We start from the raw sequence: 18,479 nt of genomic DNA, 5'->3' as shown, positions 1-18,479 counted from the left end.
CACCGGATGCAGCACGCAGTGGGGGCCCCGCTGCCGCCGCCCCAGGGTCCCGGAAACGGACCGTGGACGCAGGAGGCCCAGCACCCCGGCCACCCCGGTCCGCCGGGGCCGCCGCCGATACCTCCCGCCCCCCAGGGGCAGGGCTGGACCGGCCCCGCGCCCCAGCACGCCCCCTCCCCTCCCTCGCGGGAGACGACCGGGCATATCCAGCTCCCGCCGGGCGGGCCCGTTCCGCTGCCCGCGCCGCATGCCGAGCCGGGCACCGGCACCGCGACCCTGGCCGTGCTGCTGATCGGGCCGGCCGGGGCAGGCAAGACCACGGTCGCCAAACTGTGGGCGGGCCGCCGCCGCGTCCCCACCGCGCATGTCTCCCTGGATGACGTCCGCGAGTGGGTCTGTTCGGGTTTCGCCGACCCGCAGGCCGGGTGGAACGACCACTCCGAGGCCCAGTACCGTCTGGCGCGCCGCACCTGCGGCTTCGCCGCCCGTAACTTCCTGGCCAACGGCATCTCGTGCATTCTCGACGACGCGGTCTTCCCCGACCGGCCCGTGGTCGGCCTGGGAGGCTGGAAGCGCCATGTCGGCCCCGGCCTGCTGCCCGTCGTCCTCCTGCCCGGCCTGGAGATCGTCCTGGAGCGCAACGCGGCCCGCAGCGGCAACCGCCGCCTCTCCGACGAGGAAGTCGCCCGGATCCATGGCCGGATGGCCGGCTGGTACGGCTCCGGCCTGCCGATCATCGACAACTCCACGTACGACGTCGAGACCACCGCCAGGGTCCTCGACGACGTGCTGGCCCGCTCCATCGCGAGCCCTCCGACCTGGTAGCCGCGGGTGCGGTGTCCCCGGTCGGGTGCGCTGACCGGGCGGTCCGCAGCCCACGCTCGTAGGCTCGGAGCATGTCAGAGGTGTACGCCGTCCGACGCGGGCTGCTCCGCGACCGGTACGCCGCCGCCGGATCCGCTGCGGCCCTGGTCTCCCGCCCCGCCAACGTCCGCTATCTCGCGGGTGGGGCCCCGCCCGGCGCCGTGCTGCTGCTCGGCCCCACAGAGGACGTCCTGCTCTGCCCCCGCGCCCCGACGGGCGATCCTGCCCACGGGCGCCCCGACGAGCAACTGCGGCTGACGGTGCTGCCCGCGCCCGGCAAGGACCCCGTCGTCGCTGCCGCCGATCTGGCCCTCTCCCTCGACGTGGACTCCCTCGCCGTGGAGGAACACGACCTCACCGTCTCCCGGCACCGTGCCATGGGCTCGGTCGCACCCCGCCTCCGCCTGGCCGACCTCGGCTTCACGGTGGAACAGCTGCGCCTCGTCAAGGACGAGGAGGAGATCGCCTGTCTGCGGATCGCCGCCGAGATCACCGATCAGGCCCTGGGAGAGCTTCTCGAATCCATCCTGGTGGGCCGTACCGAGCGGCACCTCGCCCTGGAGCTGGAGCGGCGCCTGGTGGACCACGGTGCGGACGGCCCTGCCTTCTCCACCTCCGTCGGTACCGGCCCCAATTCGGGCCAGGGGCGTCACCGGCCCTCGGACAGAAGGGTGGAGGAAGGCGATTTTCTCTCCGTCTGTCTGGGCGCGAACTATCGCGGCTACCGGTGCGAGATCGGGCGGACGTTCGTCATCGGGACCGCTCCCGCCGCATGGCAGATCGAGCTGTACGACCTCGTTTTCGCCGCTCAGCGGGCCGGACGGGAGGCTCTCGTCCCCGGTGCCGCCTACCGTGATGTGGACCACGCCGCCCGTCATCTGCTGGACTCGGCGGGTCACACGGAGGGCCTCCAGGCCTGCACCGGGCACGGGGTCGGACTCGAAATCGACGAGGACCCGCAGCTGGCACCGACAGCCATGGGTAAACTGGACGCTTGTGTGCCGGTCACCGTCGAGCCGGGGGTCCACCTCCCGGGTCGGGGCGGTGTCCGGATCGATGACACGCTCGTCGTGCGCCCCGAGGCGGACGGCGGACCCGAGCTACTCACCATTACGACCAAGGAGCTGCTCGCGCTCTAGGAGAGCACCGAAGATCTAGACTTGGCTCGCGCCAAGGTCTTCAGCACCCTCCTCGCGCATCCTTTGTCGTCCACCTGCTTCAGTCCAGGAGATTCCGCAACCGTGGCTTCCACGAACGACCTCAAGAACGGCCTGGTGCTCAAGCTCGACGGAGGCCAGCTCTGGTCCGTCGTCGAGTTCCAGCACGTCAAGCCCGGCAAGGGCCCGGCTTTCGTGCGCACCAAGCTCAAGAACGTGCTCTCCGGCAAGGTCGTCGACAAGACGTTCAACGCCGGCGTGAAGGTCGAAACGGCCACCATTGACCGCCGAGACATGCAGTTCTCGTACATGGACGGCGAGTACTTCGTCTTCATGGACATGAACACGTACGACCAGCTGATGGTCGACCGCAAGGCTGTCGGCAACTCCGCCAACTTCCTGATCGAGGGCTTCACCGCCTCTGTCGCGCAGCACGAGGGCGAGGTGCTCTACGTCGAGCTGCCGGCCGCGGTCGAGCTGACGATCCAGCACACCGACCCGGGCGTGCAGGGCGACCGCTCCACCGGCGGCAGCAAGCCCGCCACGCTGGAGACGGGCTACGAGATCGGCGTCCCGCTCTTCATCACCACCGGCGAGAAGATCAAGGTCGACACCCGTACGGGCGACTACCTCGGCCGGGTGAACAGCTAACCGTGGCTGCCCGGAACAAGGCCCGCAAGCGCGCCTTCCAGATCCTCTTCGAGGCCGACCAGCGCGGTGAGTCCGTGCAGACGGTCCTCGCGGACTGGGTTCGGCTCTCGCGGACCGACGACCGTCAGCCGCCGGTCGGCGAATTCACCATGGAGCTCGTCGAGGGGTACGCGCAGTACGCGGACCGGATCGACGACCTCATCATCACCTATGCCGTGGACTGGGAGATCGACCGCATGCCGGTCGTCGACCGGAGCATCCTGAGGCTCGGCGCGTACGAGCTGATCTGGATGGATTCGACCCCGGATGCCGTGGTGATCGATGAGGCGGTCCAGCTCGCCAAGGAGTTCTCCACGGACGACTCCCCGTCCTTCGTGAACGGCCTGCTGGCCCGTTTCAAGGACCTCAAGCCGAACCTTCGCCGGGAGCAGTAGCCTCCGGCGGCGTTCAGCCGAACGAAGGGCCCATGGCGCAAGCTGTGGGCCCTTCGGCGTTCGCCGGGCGCGGCCTTCGTCCCCAGCCGACGGACGGGCCTGAGCTGCGGGGTGGGCGGTGATCCTGAGGGCCCGCCCCACCACGCACCGGGCAGGGGACGACCCGGTGCGGGAAACGGAAACGCCGGGCCGGCGGGGTGCCCTGAGGCCCCCGCCTACCCGGCGGTACGTTTCTGCGGCGGCTGTCAGCCCTCGTCGTGGGCCACTGCGCGGCGCGCGTCGGCGTCCAGCACGCCCCAGCTGATCAGCTGCTCCGTGAGCACGGACGGCGACTGGTCGTAGATCACGGCCAGGGTGCGCAGATCGTCCTGGCGGATCGACAGCACCTTGCCGTTGTAGTCGCCGCGCTGGCTCTGGATCGTCGCCGCGTAACGCTGCAGCGGTCCGGCCTTCTCCGGCGGGACGTGGGCAAGGCGCTCCAGGTCCAGGACGAGCTTCGGCGGCGGCTCGGCAGCCCCGCCGGGCGTCGTGCCGGGCAGGAGCTCCTGGACCGGGACGCCGTAGAAATCCGCCAGCTCGGCCAGGCGCTGCACGGTCACGGCACGGTCGCCGCGCTCGTACGAGCCGACCACTACGGCCTTCCAGCGGCCCTGGGACTTCTCCTCCACGCCATGGAGGGAGAGGCCCTGCTGGGTGCGGATGGCACGGAGCTTGGCCCCGAGCTGTTTTGCGTATTCGCTGGACATAAGGCTCCCCGGACGCTGGAACATTCTGCGGCTCCGCCGCGTGGCTGGTAACTCACTGTGAGGTTACGCAGCGTTACTTGGATGCGTCAAGCTGAAAGGGTCGGGCTGCCACCTCCCGGGGGTGCGGCCAGGGCTCGCACAAGCCCTGGTAACGTGGATGACGCAATTTCGACGTCCTTTAACGTCCGTCCAGTGAGGCGGAGAAGGAGGTCCGTTTCTTATGGACGCACAGCATGACGACCACGGCAATGCGGCACGCCCTGTTCTCGAGGCTCCCGACATCGCCCGGGTTCTGACCCGAATCGCCCACGAGATCGTCGAACGCGCCAAGGGCGCCGACGACGTGGTGCTGCTCGGTATCCCGACACGAGGGGTCTTCCTCGCCTCCCGGCTCGCCGGGAAACTCGAAGAGATCACCGGCCGGAAGACGCCGGTCGGATCGCTCGACATCACGATGTACCGCGACGACCTGCGGATGCGCCCTGCGCGCGCCCTGGCCCGTACCGAGATCCCCGGTGAGGGCATCGAGGGCAGGCTCGTCGTCCTGGTCGACGACGTGCTCTTCTCCGGCCGCACGATCCGCGCCGCACTCGACGCGCTCGGCGACATCGGCCGCCCCCGCGCCGTGCAGCTCGCGGTCCTCGTCGACCGCGGTCACCGCGAACTCCCGATCCGTGCCGACTACGTCGGCAAGAACCTCCCCACGTCGCTGCGGGAGACGGTCAAGGTCCAGCTCGCCGAGGAGGACGGCCGAGACGCCGTGCTGCTCGGCGTCAAGCAGACCGTCCCGGCGGGCGAGCAGTAGCTCCGCGCCCCGTACGCCGCTGCAGTGGCTGTACGGCAGCTTCCGCACGCCCGCATGCCTGATCCCTCCACCATCCACGGAGAACCCCAGATGAAGCGTCACCTCATCTCGGCCGCAGACCTCACCCGCGACGACGCCGTCCTGATCCTCGACACCGCCGAGGAAATGGCCCGGGTCGCGGACCGGCCGATCAAGAAGCTCCCCACCCTGCGCGGCCGCACCGTCGTCAACCTCTTCTTCGAGGACTCGACGCGCACCCGCATCTCGTTCGAGGCCGCCGCCAAGCGGCTGTCCGCCGACGTCATCAACTTCTCCGCGAAGGGCTCGTCCGTCTCCAAGGGCGAGTCCCTCAAGGACACCGCCCTGACGCTGGAGGCGATGGGCGCGGACGCCGTCGTCATCCGGCACGGCGCCTCCGGCGCTCCGTACCGCCTCGCGACATCGGGCTGGATCGACGGGGCCGTCGTGAACGCGGGTGACGGCACGCACGAGCACCCCACCCAGGCACTGCTGGACGCCTTCACGATGCGCCGCAGGCTGGTGGGTGCCGACGCCGGGCTCGGCCGGGACCTCGAAGGCCGGCGGATCACGATCGTCGGCGACATCCTGCACAGCCGGGTGGCCCGGTCCAACGTCCACCTGCTGACCACGCTCGGCGCGCACGTCACTCTGGTGGCCCCGCCCACCCTGGTGCCGGTCGGGGTCGAACAGTGGCCCTGCGACGTCAGCTACAGCCTCGACGAGGTGCTGCCGAAGTCCGACGCGGTGATGATGCTTCGTGTGCAGCGCGAACGGATGAACGCCGCGTACTTCCCGACCGAGCGGGAGTACTCACGCCGCTACGGCCTGGACGGCCTGCGCATGGCGCGCATGCCCGAGCACGCCATCGTCATGCACCCCGGACCGATGGTCCGCGGCATGGAGATCACCGCCGATGTCGCCGACTCCGACCGTTGCACGGTCGTCGAGCAGGTCGCCAACGGCGTCTCGATCCGCATGGCGGTGCTCTACCTGCTGCTCGGCGGCTCCGAGCCCGCCGTTCACACCCGTACCGAGGAGAACAAGTAACCATGAGCAAGATCCTTATCCGCGGTGCGAAGGTCCTCGGCGGCGAGCCCCAGGACGTCCTCATCGACGGCGAGACCATCGCGGCGGTCGGCACCGGGCTCGACGCCGGCGACGCGACCGTGATCGAGGCCGCGGGCCAGGTCCTGCTGCCCGGCCTCGTCGACCTGCACACGCACCTGCGCGAGCCCGGCCGCGAGGACTCCGAGACCGTGCTCACCGGCACCCGGGCCGCCGCGGTCGGCGGCTTCACCGCCGTTCACGCCATGGCCAACACCTTCCCGGTCGCCGACACCGCAGGCGTCGTCGAGCAGGTCTGGCGGCTCGGCAGGGAATCCGGCTACTGCGACGTGCAGCCCATCGGCGCCGTCACCGTCGGCCTGGCGGGCAAGCAGCTCGCCGAGCTCGGCGCCATGCACGACTCCGCCGCCGGAGTGAAGGTCTTCTCCGACGACGGCAAGTGCGTCGACGACGCGGTGATCATGCGGCGCGCCCTGGAGTACGTGAAGGCGTTCGACGGTGTCGTCGCCCAGCACGCCCAGGAGCCCCGCCTCACCGAGGGCGCCCAGATGAACGAGGGCATCGTCTCGGCCGAGCTCGGTCTCGGCGGCTGGCCCGCCGTCGCCGAGGAGTCGATCATCGCCCGCGACGTTCTCCTCGCCGCCCACGTCGACTCCCGGGTGCACATCTGCCACCTGTCGACCGCCGGCTCCGTGGAGATCGTCCGCTGGGCCAAGTCCAAGGGCTGGAACGTCACCGCCGAGGTCACCCCGCACCACCTGCTCCTCACCGATGAACTCGTACGGTCCTACGACCCCGTCTACAAGGTGAACCCGCCGCTGCGTACCGAGGCCGACGTCATGGCCCTGCGCGAGGCGCTCGCCGACGGCACGATCGACTGCGTCGCCACCGACCACGCCCCGCACCCGCACGAGGACAAGGACTGCGAGTGGGCCGCCGCCGCCATGGGCATGGTGGGTCTGGAGACCGCGCTGTCCGTGGTCCAGCAGACGATGGTGGACACCGGTCTCATCGACTGGGCGGGTGTCGCCGACCGCATGTCGTTCCGCCCCGCGGCCATCGGCCGGCTCGAAGGACACGGCCGGCCCGTCTCGGCGGGTGAGCCTGCCAACCTCACTCTGGTCGATCCGGCATACCGTGGAGTCGTGGACCCCGCGGGCTTCGCGTCCCGCAGCCGCAACACCCCGTACGAGGGTCGCGAGCTGCCGGGCCGAGTGACCCACACCTTCCTGCGGGGCCGTGCCACGGTCGTCGACGGGAAGCTCGCGTGACAACACTGAACCCCCTGTACCAGCTGGCCGCCGAGCAGAAGTCGGCGGACGTGACCGACTGGTCCGCCCGCATCAGCTGGGTCCTCGGACTGATCGTCTTCATCGCCTTCGTCTACTGGCTGATGCGCCAGGGATGGAAGTGGCGCGGGAGCCTGCAGTCCGACCTGCCCGAGCTCGCCACGGCCCCTGAGGGGTTCGCGGACAGCGAGAAGCTGCTCACCCTGACCGGCCGCTACCACGCGTCGACGACCGCAGGACAGTGGCTCGACCGGATCGTCGCCCATGGCCTCGGCACCCGCAGCCGTGTGGATCTCACCCTCACGGAGCAGGGCCTCGATGTCGTACGCCCCGGGGCGGCCGGATTCTTCGTCCCCGCCGCCGCACTCCGCGAGGCCCGGCTCGACAGGGCGCTCGCGGGCAAGGTCCTCCCCGAGGGCGGCCTCCTGGTCATCACCTGGGCGCACGGCGACAGGCTGATCGACTCCGGATTCCGCTCCGACCACGCGGCCGAGCACCAGGCCTGGGTCGACGCCGTCAACCACCTCACCAGCACTACGGAAGGCACCGCACGATGACGATCTCCACCCGGGGAGCCGCCAAAGCTCCCGCCGTACTCGTCCTGGAGGACGGCCGCTCCTTCCGCGGCCGCGCCTACGGGGCCGTGGGGGAGACCTTCGGAGAGGCGGTGTTCTCCACCGGTATGACCGGTTACCAGGAGACGCTGACCGATCCCTCATACCACCGCCAGGTCGTCGTGATGACCGCCCCGCACGTCGGCAACACCGGTGTGAACGACGAGGACCCCGAGTCGAAGCGGATCTGGGTCGCCGGCTACGTCGTGCGCGACCCGGCCCGCAAGCCCTCCAACTGGCGCTCCCGGCGCTCGCTGGACGAGGAGCTCGTCAGCCAGGGCATCGTCGGCATCAGCGGCATCGACACCCGTGCGCTGACCCGTCACCTCCGCGAGCGCGGCGCGATGCGCGTCGGCATCTTCTCCGGGAACGCCCTTCAGGACGAGGGCATGCTGCTCGCCAAGGTGCGCCAGGCCCCCGAGATGAGCGGCGCCGACCTCTCCGCCGAGGTCGCCACCAAGGAGAGCTACGTCGTCCCCGCGATCGGCACCAAGAAGTTCACCGTCGCCGCGATCGACCTCGGCATCAAGGGCATGACCCCGCACCGCATGGCCGAGCGCGGCATCGAGGTGCACGTCCTGCCCGCCACCGCCACCCTCGACGAGGTGTACGCGGTGAAGCCCGACGGAGTCTTCTTCTCCAACGGCCCCGGCGACCCGTCCACCGCCGACCACCCGGTCTCCGTCATGCAGGGCGTCCTGGAGCGGAAGACCCCGCTCTTCGGCATCTGCTTCGGCAACCAGATCCTGGGCCGCGCCCTCGGCTTCGGCACCTACAAGCTGAAGTACGGCCACCGCGGCATCAACCAGCCAGTGCAGGACCGCACGACCGGCAAGGTCGAGGTCACCGCGCACAACCACGGCTTCGCCGTCGACGCCCCCCTCGACAAGGTCTCCGACACGGAGTTCGGCCGCGCCGAGGTCTCCCACGTCTGCCTGAACGACCAGGTCGTCGAAGGCCTCCAGCTCCTGGACCGGCCGGCCTTCAGCGTCCAGTACCACCCCGAAGCAGCTGCCGGCCCGCACGACGCCGCGTACCTCTTCGACCGCTTCGTATCCCTGATGGAGGGCCAGCGTGCCTAAGCGCTCCGATATCCAGTCCGTCCTGGTCATCGGCTCCGGTCCGATCGTCATCGGTCAGGCCGCCGAGTTCGACTACTCCGGCACCCAGGCCTGCCGCGTACTCAAGGCCGAGGGCCTGCGCGTCATCCTGGTGAACTCCAACCCGGCGACGATCATGACCGACCCGGAGATCGCCGACGCCACGTACGTCGAGCCGATCACCCCCGAGTTCGTCGAGAAGATCATCGCCAAGGAGCGCCCCGACGCGCTGCTCCCGACGCTGGGCGGCCAGACCGCGCTCAACACGGCGATCTCCATGCACGAGAACGGTGTCCTGGAGAAGTACGGCGTCGAGCTCATCGGCGCCAACGTCGAGGCCATCAACAAGGGCGAGGACCGCGAGCTCTTCAAGGGTGTCGTCGAGGCCGTCAAGGCGAAGATCGGCTACGGCGAATCCGCCCGCTCCGTCATCTGCCACTCCATGGACGACATCATCGAGGGCGTCGACACGCTCGGCGGCTACCCCGTCGTCGTCCGCCCCTCCTTCACCATGGGCGGCGCCGGCTCCGGCTTCGCCCACAACGAGGAGGAGCTGCGCCGGATCGCCGGACAGGGCCTCACCCTCTCGCCGACCACCGAGGTGCTCCTGGAGGAGTCCATCCTGGGCTGGAAGGAGTACGAGCTGGAGTTGATGCGCGACAGGAACGACAACGTCGTGGTCGTCTGCTCCATCGAAAACTTCGACCCGATGGGCGTCCACACCGGCGACTCGATCACCGTCGCCCCGGCGATGACGCTCACCGACCGCGAGTACCAGCGGCTGCGTGACATCGGCATCGCGATCATCCGCGAGGTCGGCGTCGACACCGGCGGCTGCAACATCCAGTTCGCCATCGACCCCACCGACGGCCGGATCATCGTCATCGAGATGAACCCGCGCGTCTCCCGCTCCTCGGCGCTCGCGTCGAAGGCCACCGGCTTCCCGATCGCCAAGATCGCCGCCAAGCTGGCCGTCGGCTACACGCTCGACGAGATCCCCAACGACATCACCGAGAAGACCCCGGCCTCCTTCGAGCCGACCCTCGACTACGTCGTGGTCAAGGCCCCGCGCTTCGCCTTCGAGAAGTTCCCCTCCGCCGACTCCACCCTCACCACCACCATGAAGTCGGTGGGCGAGGCGATGGCGATCGGCCGCAACTTCACCGAGGCGCTGCAGAAGGCCCTGCGCTCGCTGGAGAAGAAGGGCTCGCAGTTCGCCTTCACCGGCGAGCCCGGCGACAAGGCGGAGCTGCTCGACGAGGCGGTCCGCCCCACCGACGGCCGTATCAACACCGTCATGCAGGCGATCCGCGCCGGCGCCACCCAGGAAGAGGTCTTCGACGCCACGAAGATCGACCCCTGGTTCGTCGACCAGCTCTTCCTGATCAAGGAGATCGCCGACGAGCTGGCCGACGCCGAGCGCCTCGACACCGAACTGCTCGCCGAGGCCAAGCGGCACGGCTTCTCCGACGCCCAGATCGGTGAGATCCGCGGTCTGCGCGAGGACGTCGTGCGCGAGGTCCGGCACGCCCTCGGCATCCGCCCGGTCTACAAGACGGTCGACACCTGCGCCGCGGAGTTCGCCGCGAACACGCCGTACTTCTACTCCTCCTACGACGAGGAGAGCGAGGTCGCGCCCCGCACCAAGCCCGCGGTGATCATCCTCGGATCCGGTCCGAACCGCATCGGCCAGGGCATCGAGTTCGACTACTCCTGCGTCCACGCCTCCTTCGCGCTGAGCGACGCGGGCTACGAGACCGTGATGGTCAACTGCAACCCGGAGACCGTCTCCACGGACTACGACACCTCCGACCGGCTGTACTTCGAGCCGCTCACGCTCGAGGACGTCCTGGAGATCGTGCACGCCGAGTCGCTCGCCGGCCCGATCGCCGGAGTCATCGTCCAGCTCGGCGGCCAGACCCCGCTCGGTCTGTCGCAGGCGCTCAAGGACAACGGCGTGCCCATCGTGGGGACCTCCCCGGAGGCCATCCACGCCGCCGAGGACCGTGGCGCCTTCGGCCGGGTCCTCGCCGAGGCCGGGCTGCCGGCCCCGAAGCACGGCACCGCCACCACCTTCGCCGAGGCCAAGGCCATCGCCGACGAGATCGGCTACCCCGTCCTCGTACGCCCGTCGTACGTGCTCGGCGGCCGCGGCATGGAGATCGTGTACGACGAGACCCGTCTCTCCTCGTACATCGCCGAGTCCACCGAGATCAGCCCCACCCGGCCGGTCCTGGTCGACCGCTTCCTCGACGACGCGATCGAGATCGACGTCGACGCGCTCTACGACGGCACCGAGCTCTACCTCGGCGGCGTCATGGAGCACATCGAGGAGGCCGGCATCCACTCCGGCGACTCCGCCTGCGCACTGCCCCCGATCACGCTCGGCGGCTACGACATCAAGCGGCTGCGGGCCTCGACCGAGGGCATTGCCAAGGGTGTCGGCGTACGCGGCCTGATCAACATCCAGTTCGCGCTCTCCGGCGACATCCTCTACGTCCTCGAGGCCAACCCGCGCGCCTCGCGGACCGTGCCCTTCACCTCGAAGGCGACCGCGGTCCCGCTCGCGAAGGCCGCCGCCCGCATCTCGCTGGGCGCGACCGTCGCCGAGCTGCGCGAGGAGGGTCTCCTGCCGAAGCACGGTGACGGCGGCACCCTGCCGCTCGACGCGCCGATCTCCGTCAAGGAGGCCGTCATGCCGTGGTCGCGCTTCCGCGACATCCACGGCCGCGGCGTCGACACGGTCCTCGGCCCGGAGATGCGCTCCACCGGTGAGGTCATGGGCATCGACTCGGCCTTCGGCACGGCGTACGCCAAGTCGCAGGCCGGTGCGTACGGCCCGCTGCCCACCAAGGGCCGCGCCTTCATCTCCGTCGCCAACCGCGACAAGCGCTCGATGATCTTCCCGGCCCGCGAGCTCGTTGCCCACGGCTTCGAGCTGATGGCCACCTCCGGTACCGCCGAGGTGCTCAAGCGCAACGGCATCAACGCCGTGGTCGTGCGCAAGCAGTCCGAGGGCGAAGGCCCGAACGGCGAGAAGACCATCGTCCAGCTGATCCACGACGGCCAGGTCGACCTCATCGTCAACACCCCGTACGGAACGGGCGGCCGGCTCGACGGCTACGAGATCCGCACCGCGGCCGTCGCCCGGTCGGTGCCGTGCCTCACCACGGTCCAGGCGCTCGCCGCCGCCGTCCAGGGCATCGACGCGCTCAACCACGGTGACGTCGGCGTACGTTCCCTCCAGGAACACGCGGAACATCTGACCGCGGCCCGCGACTAGGAAGCCAGCAGGGGGACACCGGAAACGGTGTCCCCCTCTTCATGAGGACAGTGTGATGTACAAACTCTTCTTCCAGCTGGTCTTCAAGCGGATGGACCCGGAGCAGGCCCACTACCTGGCCTTCCGCTGGATCCGCCTCGCGGCCCGCGTCCCCGGCTTGCGGACCTTCGTCGCCGCCGCGCTCGCCCCCCGCTACGAGGAGCTGCGCACCGAGGCGCTCGGCCTGCGGATGCACGGCCCGTTCGGGCTCGCCGCAGGCTTCGACAAGAACGCGATCGCGATCGACGGCATGTCGATGCTCGGCTTCGACCACATCGAGATCGGCACGGTCACCGGCGAGCCGCAGCCCGGCAACCCGAAGAAGCGCCTCTTCCGGCTCGTCGCGGACCGCGCGCTGATCAACCGCATGGGCTTCAACAACGAGGGCTCCGCCGCCGTGGCGGAGCGGCTGGCCACCCGCAGGCCGGTCTTCCGTACGACGGTCGGCGTCAACATCGGCAAGACCAAGGCCGTCCCCGAGGCCGAAGCGGTGGGGGACTACGTCAAGTCCACCGAGCGGCTCGCCGCACACGCCGACTACCTCGTCGTCAACGTCTCCTCGCCCAACACCCCGGGCCTGCGCAACCTCCAGGCCACCGAGGCGCTCCGGCCGCTGCTCGCGGCGGTGCGTGAGGCCGCCGACCGGACCGTGGCCGACCGCCGGGTCCCGCTGCTCGTCAAGATCGCTCCCGACCTGGCCGACGACGACGTGGACGCGGTCGCGGACCTCGCCGTCGAGCTCGGGCTGGACGGCATCATCGCCACCAACACCACCATCGCCCGCGACAGCCTCGGACTGAAGTCCCCGGCGTCGCTGGTCAAGGAGACCGGCGGACTCTCCGGCGCACCCCTCAAGGAGCGCTCCCTGGAGGTCCTGAGCCGCCTGTACGCCCGTGTGGGGACCCGGATCACCCTCGTGGGCGTCGGGGGCGTCGAGAACGCCGAGGACGCCTGGCAGCGCATCCTGGCCGGTGCCACGCTCGTCCAGGGCTACAGCGCCTTCATCTACGAGGGCCCGTTCTACGCCCGTTCGATCCACAAGGGCCTGGCCGCACGCCTGGCAGCCTCCCCGTACGCCACCCTCGCCGAAGCCGTCGGCGCCTCGACACGGAAGGTCACGCAGTGAACCCCGAACCCTTCGGCGCGCGCCTGCGCCGTGCCATGGACACCCGCGGACCGCTCTGCGTGGGCATCGACCCGCACGCCTCGCTCCTCACGTCCTGGGGCCTGAACGACGACATCGCGGGCCTGGAGCGCTTCACGCGTACGGTCGTCGAGGCGCTGGCGGACCGGGTCGCCGTACTCAAGCCCCAGTCCGCGTTCTTCGAGCGGTTCGGCTCGCGCGGCATCGCCGTCCTGGAGAAGGCCGTGGAAGAGGCGCGCGCCGCCGGGGCCCTGGTTCTCATGGACGCCAAGCGCGGGGACATCGGCTCCACGATGGGCGCCTACGCCGCCACATACCTCGACAAGGACTCGCCGCTGTTCTCCGACGCGGTCACCGTCTCGCCGTACCTCGGCTTCGGCTCGCTGCGCCCTGCCCTCGACGCCGCGGCGATCTCCGGCTCGGGTGTCTTCGTGCTCGCCCTCACCTCCAACCCGGAGGGCGCCGAGGTCCAGCGCGCCACCGTCGCGGACGGCCGGTCGCTGGCCCAGCTGATGCTCGACCACATGGCCGCCGAGAACGAGGGGGCGGCGCCGCTCGGCTCCGTCGGTGCGGTGGTCGGTGCCACGCTCGGGGACGCGGGTGTGAATCTGGCGATCAACGGTCCGCTGCTCGCTCCCGGCATCGGCGCCCAGGGCGCCACTCCCGCGGATCTTCCCGGTGTGTTCGGCGCCTCGGTGGGCAATGTGGTGCCGAGCGTGAGCCGGGGCGTGCTCCGCCACGGTCCGGACGCGTCAGGGCTGCGCGAAGCCGCCGGTCGGCTCGCGGACGAGGTCCGCGCGGCCGTCTCGGATGGCTGACCATGCCACGTAACAGCGCGTTGGCGGAAACCTGACCAGAATTCCGGGTTGTTATGACTGAAATGTCCTGGTCGGCTGAGGCTGACCAGGACTTTTCGTCTGTTCTCGCTGACTCAGGCGGCCATGGCCGCTAGTCTCCGTCGAGAGCCAACGAGCACAGGTTGTTCGTAGCTCACCGGCTGTGGGGCTTTCACGTTCCTCACCGGTCCGTATCCGACAGATCGACATCCGAGGTGACGTAGGCGTGGCTCTTCCGCCCCTTACCCCTGAACAGCGCGCAGCCGCGCTCGAAAAGGCCGCCGCGGCTCGCCGGGAGCGGGCCGAGGTCAAGAATCGACTCAAGCACTCCGGCGCCTCCCTCCACGAGGTCATCAAGACGGGCCAGGAGAACGACGTCATCGGCAAGATGAAGGTCTCCGCCCTGCTGGAGTCCCTGCCGGGCGTGGGCAAGGTCCGCGCCAAGCAGATCATGGAGCGGCTCGGCATCTCCGAGAGCCGCCGGGTCCGGGGTCTTGGCTCCAACCAGATCGCATCTTTGGAGCGTGAGTTCGGCGGCAGCGCCGCCTGAGGTTCTCAGGCACTCCTGAGAACCTGGATAATCGCTCCATGGCTGCAACATCCCGGGGGACACCCCCCGTACCCCCGGACGTACGTCCGCGGCTGACCGTGCTCTCCGGCCCCTCCGGGGTCGGCAAGAGCACGGTCGTCGCTCATATGCGCAAGGTTCACCCCGAGGTCTGGCTCTCGGTGTCGGCCACGACCCGCAAGCCGCGCCCCGGCGAACGCAACGGTGTCCACTACTTCTTCGTGGACGCCGAGGAGTTCGACAAGCTGATCGCCAACGGCGAGCTGCTGGAGTGGGCGGAGTTCGCAGGAAACCGCTACGGCACCCCGCGCCGGGCCGTGCTCGAGCGTATCGAGGCAGGCGAGCCGGTGCTGCTGGAGATCGATCTGCAGGGCGCCCGGCTGGTCCGCCAGTCGATGCCCGAGGCTCAGCTGGTCTTCCTGGCGCCGCCGAGCTGGGACGAGCTGGTGCGCCGGCTCACCGGCCGCGGCACGGAGGCGCCCGACGTGATCGAGCGCCGGCTCACGGCCGCCAAGGTCGAGCTGGCCGCCGAGGCGGAGTTCGATACGACGCTTGTCAACACCTCCGTCGAGGACGTGGCACGTGAGCTGCTAACGTTGATGCTGCAGGCTTCCGGCCTCCGTGGCACCGGCGACTGACCTCACCGGCCCGCGGACGCAAAGCATCACCACTGCGGAACCAGCATGATCAAAGATCTCTTTGATCACTATCCCCTTCGGAAGGCAGAGAGTGTCCTCTTCCATCACCACGCCCGAGGGCATCATCAACCCGCCGATTGATGAGCTCCTCGAGGCCACCGACTCGAAGTACAGCCTTGTGATCTACGCAGCCAAGCGCGCGCGCCAGATCAACGCGTACTACTCGCAGCTCGGTGAAGGCCTCCTCGAGTACGTCGGTCCGCTCGTCGACACCCACGTGCACGAGAAGCCGCTCTCGATCGCGCTCCGCGAGATCAACGCGGGCCTGCTGACCTCCGAGGCCATCGAGGGCCCCGCGCAGTAAGCAGGAAATGCACCTTCACCACAGGCCCGGCGGTCAGGACCGCCGGGCCTGTGGTGTGTCCGGGGCCGGACCCGCCGGGGGCCGTCCCGGGCGGTGAGGCAGCATGGAGTGCGTACGTCCTGGGGCTGTACGCAGCCGGGTGCGCAGAGAAACGAGTGCGGGGAGACGCAGTGGACAAGCCGAAGGTCGTCCTGGGGGTCAGCGGCGGCATCGCCGCCTACAAGGCGTGCGAGCTGCTGCGCCGGCTGACCGAGTCCGGTCATGACGTAAGGGTCGTGCCGACCGAGGCGTCGCTGAACTTCGTCGGGGCGGCCACCTGGTCGGCGCTCTCCGGCAACCCCGTGTCGGCCGAGGTCTGGGACAGCGTGCACGAGGTGCCGCACGTCCGGATCGGGCAGGCGGCCGACCTCGTCGTGGTCGCACCCGCCACCGCCGACATGCTCGCCAAGGCTGCCCACGGCCTTGCCGACGACCTTCTCACCAACACCCTCCTCACCGCCCGATGTCCCGTCGTCTTCGCGCCCGCGATGCACACGGAGATGTGGGAGCACCCCGCCACCCAGGAGAATGTCGCCACGCTGCGCCGCCGCGGCGCCGTGGTCATCGAGCCCGCCGTCGGCCGCCTCACCGGCGTCGACACCGGCAAGGGCCGGCTGCCGGACCCGGGGGAGATCTTCGAAGTCTGCCGCCGCGTGCTGACCCGGGGTCCGGCCGAACCCGATCTTGCGGGCCGGCATGTGGTCATCAGCGCCGGCGGCACCCGGGAGCCCCTCGACCCGGTCCGCTACCTCGGCAACCGCTCCTCCGGCAAGCAGGGCTACGCACTGGCGCGCACCGCTGTCGCCCGCGGCGCCCGGGTGACGCTGATCGAGGCGAACACCGGACTGCCCGACCCCGCAGGCGCCGACGTCCTGCGCGCCGGAACCGCCGTACAGCTGCGCGAGGCCGTGCTGAAGGCGGCGGCCGACGCCGATGTGGTGGTGATGGCCGCGGCGGTCGCCGACTTCCGTCCCGCGGACTACGCCACGGGCAAGATCAAGAAGAAGGACGGCCAGGAGCCGGCCCCCCTCGCCCTGGTCCGCAATCCCGACATCCTCGCCGAGGTCTCCGCGGACCGCGCCCGCCCGGACCAGGTCGTCGTCGGATTCGCCGCGGAGACCGACAACGTGCTGGCCAACGGCCGGGAGAAGCTCCGCCGCAAGGGCTGCGACCTCCTCGTCGTCAACGAGGTCGGCGAGCGCAAGACCTTCGGCTCCGAGAAGAACGAGGCCGTGGTGCTCGGGGCCGACGGGGGTGAGACCGCTGTGCCGTACGGGCCGAAGGAAGCGCTTGCCGACACGGTCTGGGACCTGGTGGCGGCACGGTTCGGTTAGATTGCGTACTCCCGCTCCGGCGGGAGGAAAGCTCAAGAAGATCGGTCATTACTTGCACCCGAAAGGAGGGATTGTCATACCGCCGTCAACAGTGCCGCCGGTCACAGAGCTCCCAAGGGGCGAGACGCGTGGCCCATTCGCCGGAAGCGACCGATAAACTGGTCGACGGAACATGCCGGGCGCAGCTCCCGGAGGTCCATCAATGATCAGCCAGCAGCCGCTGCAACCCCAGGGAGCGATGTGTCCCGCCGTCTCTTCACCTCGGAGTCCGTTACCGAGGGCCACCCCGACAAGATCGCTGACCAGATCAGCGACACCATTCTCGACGCGCTCCTGCGTGAGGACCCTTCCTCGCGCGTCGCTGTCGAGACATTGATCACCACTGGACTGGTGCATGTCGCGGGTGAGGTCACGACCAAGGCCTACGCCGACATCCCCAACCTCGTGCGCAACAAGGTGCTGGAGATCGGCTACGACTCCTCCAAGAAGGGCTTCGACGGAGCCTCCTGCGGCGTCTCGGTGTCCATCGGGTCGCAGTCCCCGGACATCGCCCAGGGCGTCGACACCGCGTACGAGCAGCGGGTCGAGGGTGACGAGGACGAGCTCGACAAGCAGGGCGCCGGCGACCAGGGCCTGATGTTCGGCTACGCCTGCGACGAGACGCCCGAGCTGATGCCGCTTCCGATCCATGTGGCGCACCGGCTCTCGCGCCGCCTGTCCGAGGTCCGCAAGAACGGGACCATCCCGTACCTGCGCCCCGACGGCAAGACCCAGGTCACCATCGAGTACGACGGCGACAAGGCCGTCCGTCTCGACACGGTCGTCGTCTCCTCGCAGCACGCGTCCGACATCGACCTGGACTCGCTGCTCGCGCCCGACATCCGTGAGTTCGTCGTCGAGCACGTCCTGGCGCAGCTCATCGAGGACGGCATCAAGCTGGACACCGAGGGTTACCGGCTCCTGGTGAACCCGACCGGCCGCTTCGAGATCGGCGGCCCGATGGGTGACGCCGGTCTGACCGGCCGCAAGATCATCATCGACACGTACGGCGGCATGGCCCGTCACGGCGGCGGTGCCTTCTCCGGCAAGGACCCGTCCAAGGTCGACCGCTCGGCCGCCTACGCGATGCGCTGGGTCGCCAAGAACGTCGTCGCGGCCGGCCTCGCCGCCCGCTGCGAGGTCCAGGTCGCGTACGCGATCGGCAAGGCCGAGCCGGTGGGTCTGTTCGTCGAGACGTTCGGCACCGCCACGGTCGACCCCGAGAAGATCGAGCACGCGATCGGCGAGGTCTTCGACCTCCGTCCGGCCGCGATCATCCGCGACCTCGACCTGCTCCGCCCGATCTACGCCCAGACGGCCGCGTACGGCCACTTCGGCCGCGAGCTGCCCGACTTCACCTGGGAGCGCACCGACCGCGTGGACGCACTGCGTTCGGCGGCGGGGATCTAGGGTCCGCTGAGTCAGCCCGTACGCCGGGGCCCGGATGCC

18 protein-coding genes are annotated in these 18,479 nt (G+C 69.6%); 17 read left to right on the top strand and 1 reads right to left on the bottom strand.

What is annotated here, in order from left to right; genetic code table 11:
* Window positions 1-6 precede the first annotated feature (6 nt).
* The 4 genes from ACFWBQ_RS03210 to nusB all read left to right on the top strand — a co-directional run bounded on the left by ACFWBQ_RS03210 (window position 7) and on the right by nusB (window position 3,106).
* Complete coding sequence (locus ACFWBQ_RS03210) at window positions 7-825, top strand: Pro-rich N-terminal domain-containing protein (protein WP_385483352.1); 819 nt, start codon at window positions 7-9, stop codon at window positions 823-825.
* Window positions 826-896: 71 nt separating this feature from the next.
* Complete coding sequence (locus ACFWBQ_RS03205) at window positions 897-2,003, top strand: M24 family metallopeptidase (RefSeq protein WP_385483350.1); 1,107 nt, start codon at window positions 897-899, stop codon at window positions 2,001-2,003.
* Window positions 2,004-2,105: 102 nt separating this feature from the next.
* The gene (gene efp / locus ACFWBQ_RS03200) at window positions 2,106-2,672 is read left to right on the top strand and encodes an elongation factor P (protein ID WP_385483348.1); all 567 of its coding nucleotides are present in this window, start codon (window positions 2,106-2,108) and stop codon (window positions 2,670-2,672) included.
* Between the two features lie 2 nt (window positions 2,673-2,674).
* Entirely contained in the window at window positions 2,675-3,106 is a 432-nt protein-coding gene (gene nusB, locus ACFWBQ_RS03195; protein ID WP_351172566.1) for a transcription antitermination factor NusB, read from the top strand.
* Window positions 3,107-3,351: 245 nt separating this feature from the next.
* Here the strand turns inward: nusB and bldD are convergent, their stop codons facing one another.
* Window positions 3,352-3,852, bottom strand: coding sequence for a transcriptional regulator BldD (bldD, locus tag ACFWBQ_RS03190; protein WP_014157378.1), 501 nt, complete (start codon window positions 3,850-3,852; stop codon window positions 3,352-3,354).
* 220 nt (window positions 3,853-4,072) lie between these two features.
* On the opposite strand from bldD, the gene pyrR reads away from it, so the two are divergent.
* The 13 genes from pyrR (at window position 4,073) to metK (ending at window position 18,440) form a co-directional block, all read left to right on the top strand.
* Window positions 4,073-4,657 (top strand): bifunctional pyr operon transcriptional regulator/uracil phosphoribosyltransferase PyrR, encoded by a 585-nt coding sequence (gene pyrR, locus ACFWBQ_RS03185; RefSeq protein ID WP_385483345.1) that lies wholly within the window; start codon window positions 4,073-4,075, stop codon window positions 4,655-4,657.
* A 90-nt stretch (window positions 4,658-4,747) separates the two neighbouring features.
* The gene (locus tag ACFWBQ_RS03180) at window positions 4,748-5,725 is read left to right on the top strand and encodes an aspartate carbamoyltransferase catalytic subunit (RefSeq protein WP_385483343.1); all 978 of its coding nucleotides are present in this window, start codon (window positions 4,748-4,750) and stop codon (window positions 5,723-5,725) included.
* Window positions 5,726-5,727: 2 nt separating this feature from the next.
* Window positions 5,728-7,014: a dihydroorotase gene (locus ACFWBQ_RS03175; RefSeq protein ID WP_385483341.1), complete on the top strand. Its 1,287-nt coding sequence runs from the start codon at window positions 5,728-5,730 to the stop codon at window positions 7,012-7,014.
* Window positions 7,011-7,589 (top strand): hypothetical protein, encoded by a 579-nt coding sequence (locus tag ACFWBQ_RS03170; protein ID WP_385483339.1) that lies wholly within the window; start codon window positions 7,011-7,013, stop codon window positions 7,587-7,589. Before ACFWBQ_RS03175 ends, ACFWBQ_RS03170 begins: the two co-directional genes overlap by 4 nt.
* On the top strand, window positions 7,586-8,728 hold the full coding sequence (gene carA / locus ACFWBQ_RS03165) for a glutamine-hydrolyzing carbamoyl-phosphate synthase small subunit (protein WP_385483337.1): 1,143 nt from the start codon (window positions 7,586-7,588) through the stop codon (window positions 8,726-8,728). The genes ACFWBQ_RS03170 and carA overlap by 4 nt, the downstream gene beginning before the upstream one ends.
* On the top strand, window positions 8,721-12,029 hold the full coding sequence (gene carB, locus ACFWBQ_RS03160) for a carbamoyl-phosphate synthase large subunit (protein ID WP_385483335.1): 3,309 nt from the start codon (window positions 8,721-8,723) through the stop codon (window positions 12,027-12,029). The genes carA and carB overlap by 8 nt, the downstream gene beginning before the upstream one ends.
* 55 nt (window positions 12,030-12,084) lie before the next feature.
* Window positions 12,085-13,194: a quinone-dependent dihydroorotate dehydrogenase gene (locus tag ACFWBQ_RS03155; RefSeq protein ID WP_385483333.1), complete on the top strand. Its 1,110-nt coding sequence runs from the start codon at window positions 12,085-12,087 to the stop codon at window positions 13,192-13,194.
* Window positions 13,191-14,030, top strand: a complete 840-nt coding sequence (pyrF, locus tag ACFWBQ_RS03150) for an orotidine-5'-phosphate decarboxylase (protein ID WP_385483331.1) — start codon at window positions 13,191-13,193, stop codon at window positions 14,028-14,030. The genes ACFWBQ_RS03155 and pyrF overlap by 4 nt, the downstream gene beginning before the upstream one ends.
* Before the next feature lie 244 nt (window positions 14,031-14,274).
* Window positions 14,275-14,598: an integration host factor gene (locus ACFWBQ_RS03145; protein ID WP_328909038.1), complete on the top strand. Its 324-nt coding sequence runs from the start codon at window positions 14,275-14,277 to the stop codon at window positions 14,596-14,598.
* A 38-nt stretch (window positions 14,599-14,636) separates the two neighbouring features.
* Window positions 14,637-15,254 carry a guanylate kinase gene (gmk, locus tag ACFWBQ_RS03140; RefSeq protein ID WP_385483328.1) on the top strand — a complete coding sequence of 206 codons (618 nt, stop codon included), beginning with the start codon at window positions 14,637-14,639 and terminating at the stop codon, window positions 15,252-15,254.
* 91 nt (window positions 15,255-15,345) lie between these two features.
* The gene (gene rpoZ / locus ACFWBQ_RS03135) at window positions 15,346-15,618 is read left to right on the top strand and encodes a DNA-directed RNA polymerase subunit omega (RefSeq protein WP_003970369.1); all 273 of its coding nucleotides are present in this window, start codon (window positions 15,346-15,348) and stop codon (window positions 15,616-15,618) included.
* Window positions 15,619-15,788: 170 nt separating this feature from the next.
* The gene (coaBC, locus tag ACFWBQ_RS03130) at window positions 15,789-16,991 is read left to right on the top strand and encodes a bifunctional phosphopantothenoylcysteine decarboxylase/phosphopantothenate--cysteine ligase CoaBC (protein WP_385483326.1); all 1,203 of its coding nucleotides are present in this window, start codon (window positions 15,789-15,791) and stop codon (window positions 16,989-16,991) included.
* Between the two features lie 240 nt (window positions 16,992-17,231).
* Window positions 17,232-18,440, top strand: a complete 1,209-nt coding sequence (gene metK / locus ACFWBQ_RS03125; RefSeq protein WP_385483324.1) for a methionine adenosyltransferase — start codon at window positions 17,232-17,234, stop codon at window positions 18,438-18,440.
* Window positions 18,441-18,479: the final 39 nt, after the last annotated feature.

This window comes from Streptomyces sp. NPDC060035, from assembly GCF_042736635.1.
Taxonomy (GTDB): domain Bacteria; phylum Actinomycetota; class Actinomycetes; order Streptomycetales; family Streptomycetaceae; genus Streptomyces.
This window is presented reverse-complemented; position numbering and strand designations above follow the sequence as displayed.

What these genes read in the sequence shown, in the direction of transcription:
- ACFWBQ_RS03210 (WP_385483352.1), top strand. Translation starts at nt 7, where the DNA reads ATGCAGCACGCAGTGGGGGCCCCGCTGCCGCCGCCCCAGGGTCCCGGA.
- ACFWBQ_RS03205 (WP_385483350.1), top strand. Translation starts at nt 897, where the DNA reads ATGTCAGAGGTGTACGCCGTCCGACGCGGGCTGCTCCGCGACCGGTAC.
- bldD (WP_014157378.1), bottom strand. Translation starts at nt 3,852, where the DNA reads ATGTCCAGCGAATACGCAAAACAGCTCGGGGCCAAGCTCCGTGCCATC.
- pyrR (WP_385483345.1), top strand. Translation starts at nt 4,073, where the DNA reads ATGGACGCACAGCATGACGACCACGGCAATGCGGCACGCCCTGTTCTC.
- ACFWBQ_RS03180 (WP_385483343.1), top strand. Translation starts at nt 4,748, where the DNA reads ATGAAGCGTCACCTCATCTCGGCCGCAGACCTCACCCGCGACGACGCC.
- ACFWBQ_RS03175 (WP_385483341.1), top strand. Translation starts at nt 5,728, where the DNA reads ATGAGCAAGATCCTTATCCGCGGTGCGAAGGTCCTCGGCGGCGAGCCC.
- carA (WP_385483337.1), top strand. Translation starts at nt 7,586, where the DNA reads ATGACGATCTCCACCCGGGGAGCCGCCAAAGCTCCCGCCGTACTCGTC.
- ACFWBQ_RS03155 (WP_385483333.1), top strand. Translation starts at nt 12,085, where the DNA reads ATGTACAAACTCTTCTTCCAGCTGGTCTTCAAGCGGATGGACCCGGAG.
- gmk (WP_385483328.1), top strand. Translation starts at nt 14,637, where the DNA reads ATGGCTGCAACATCCCGGGGGACACCCCCCGTACCCCCGGACGTACGT.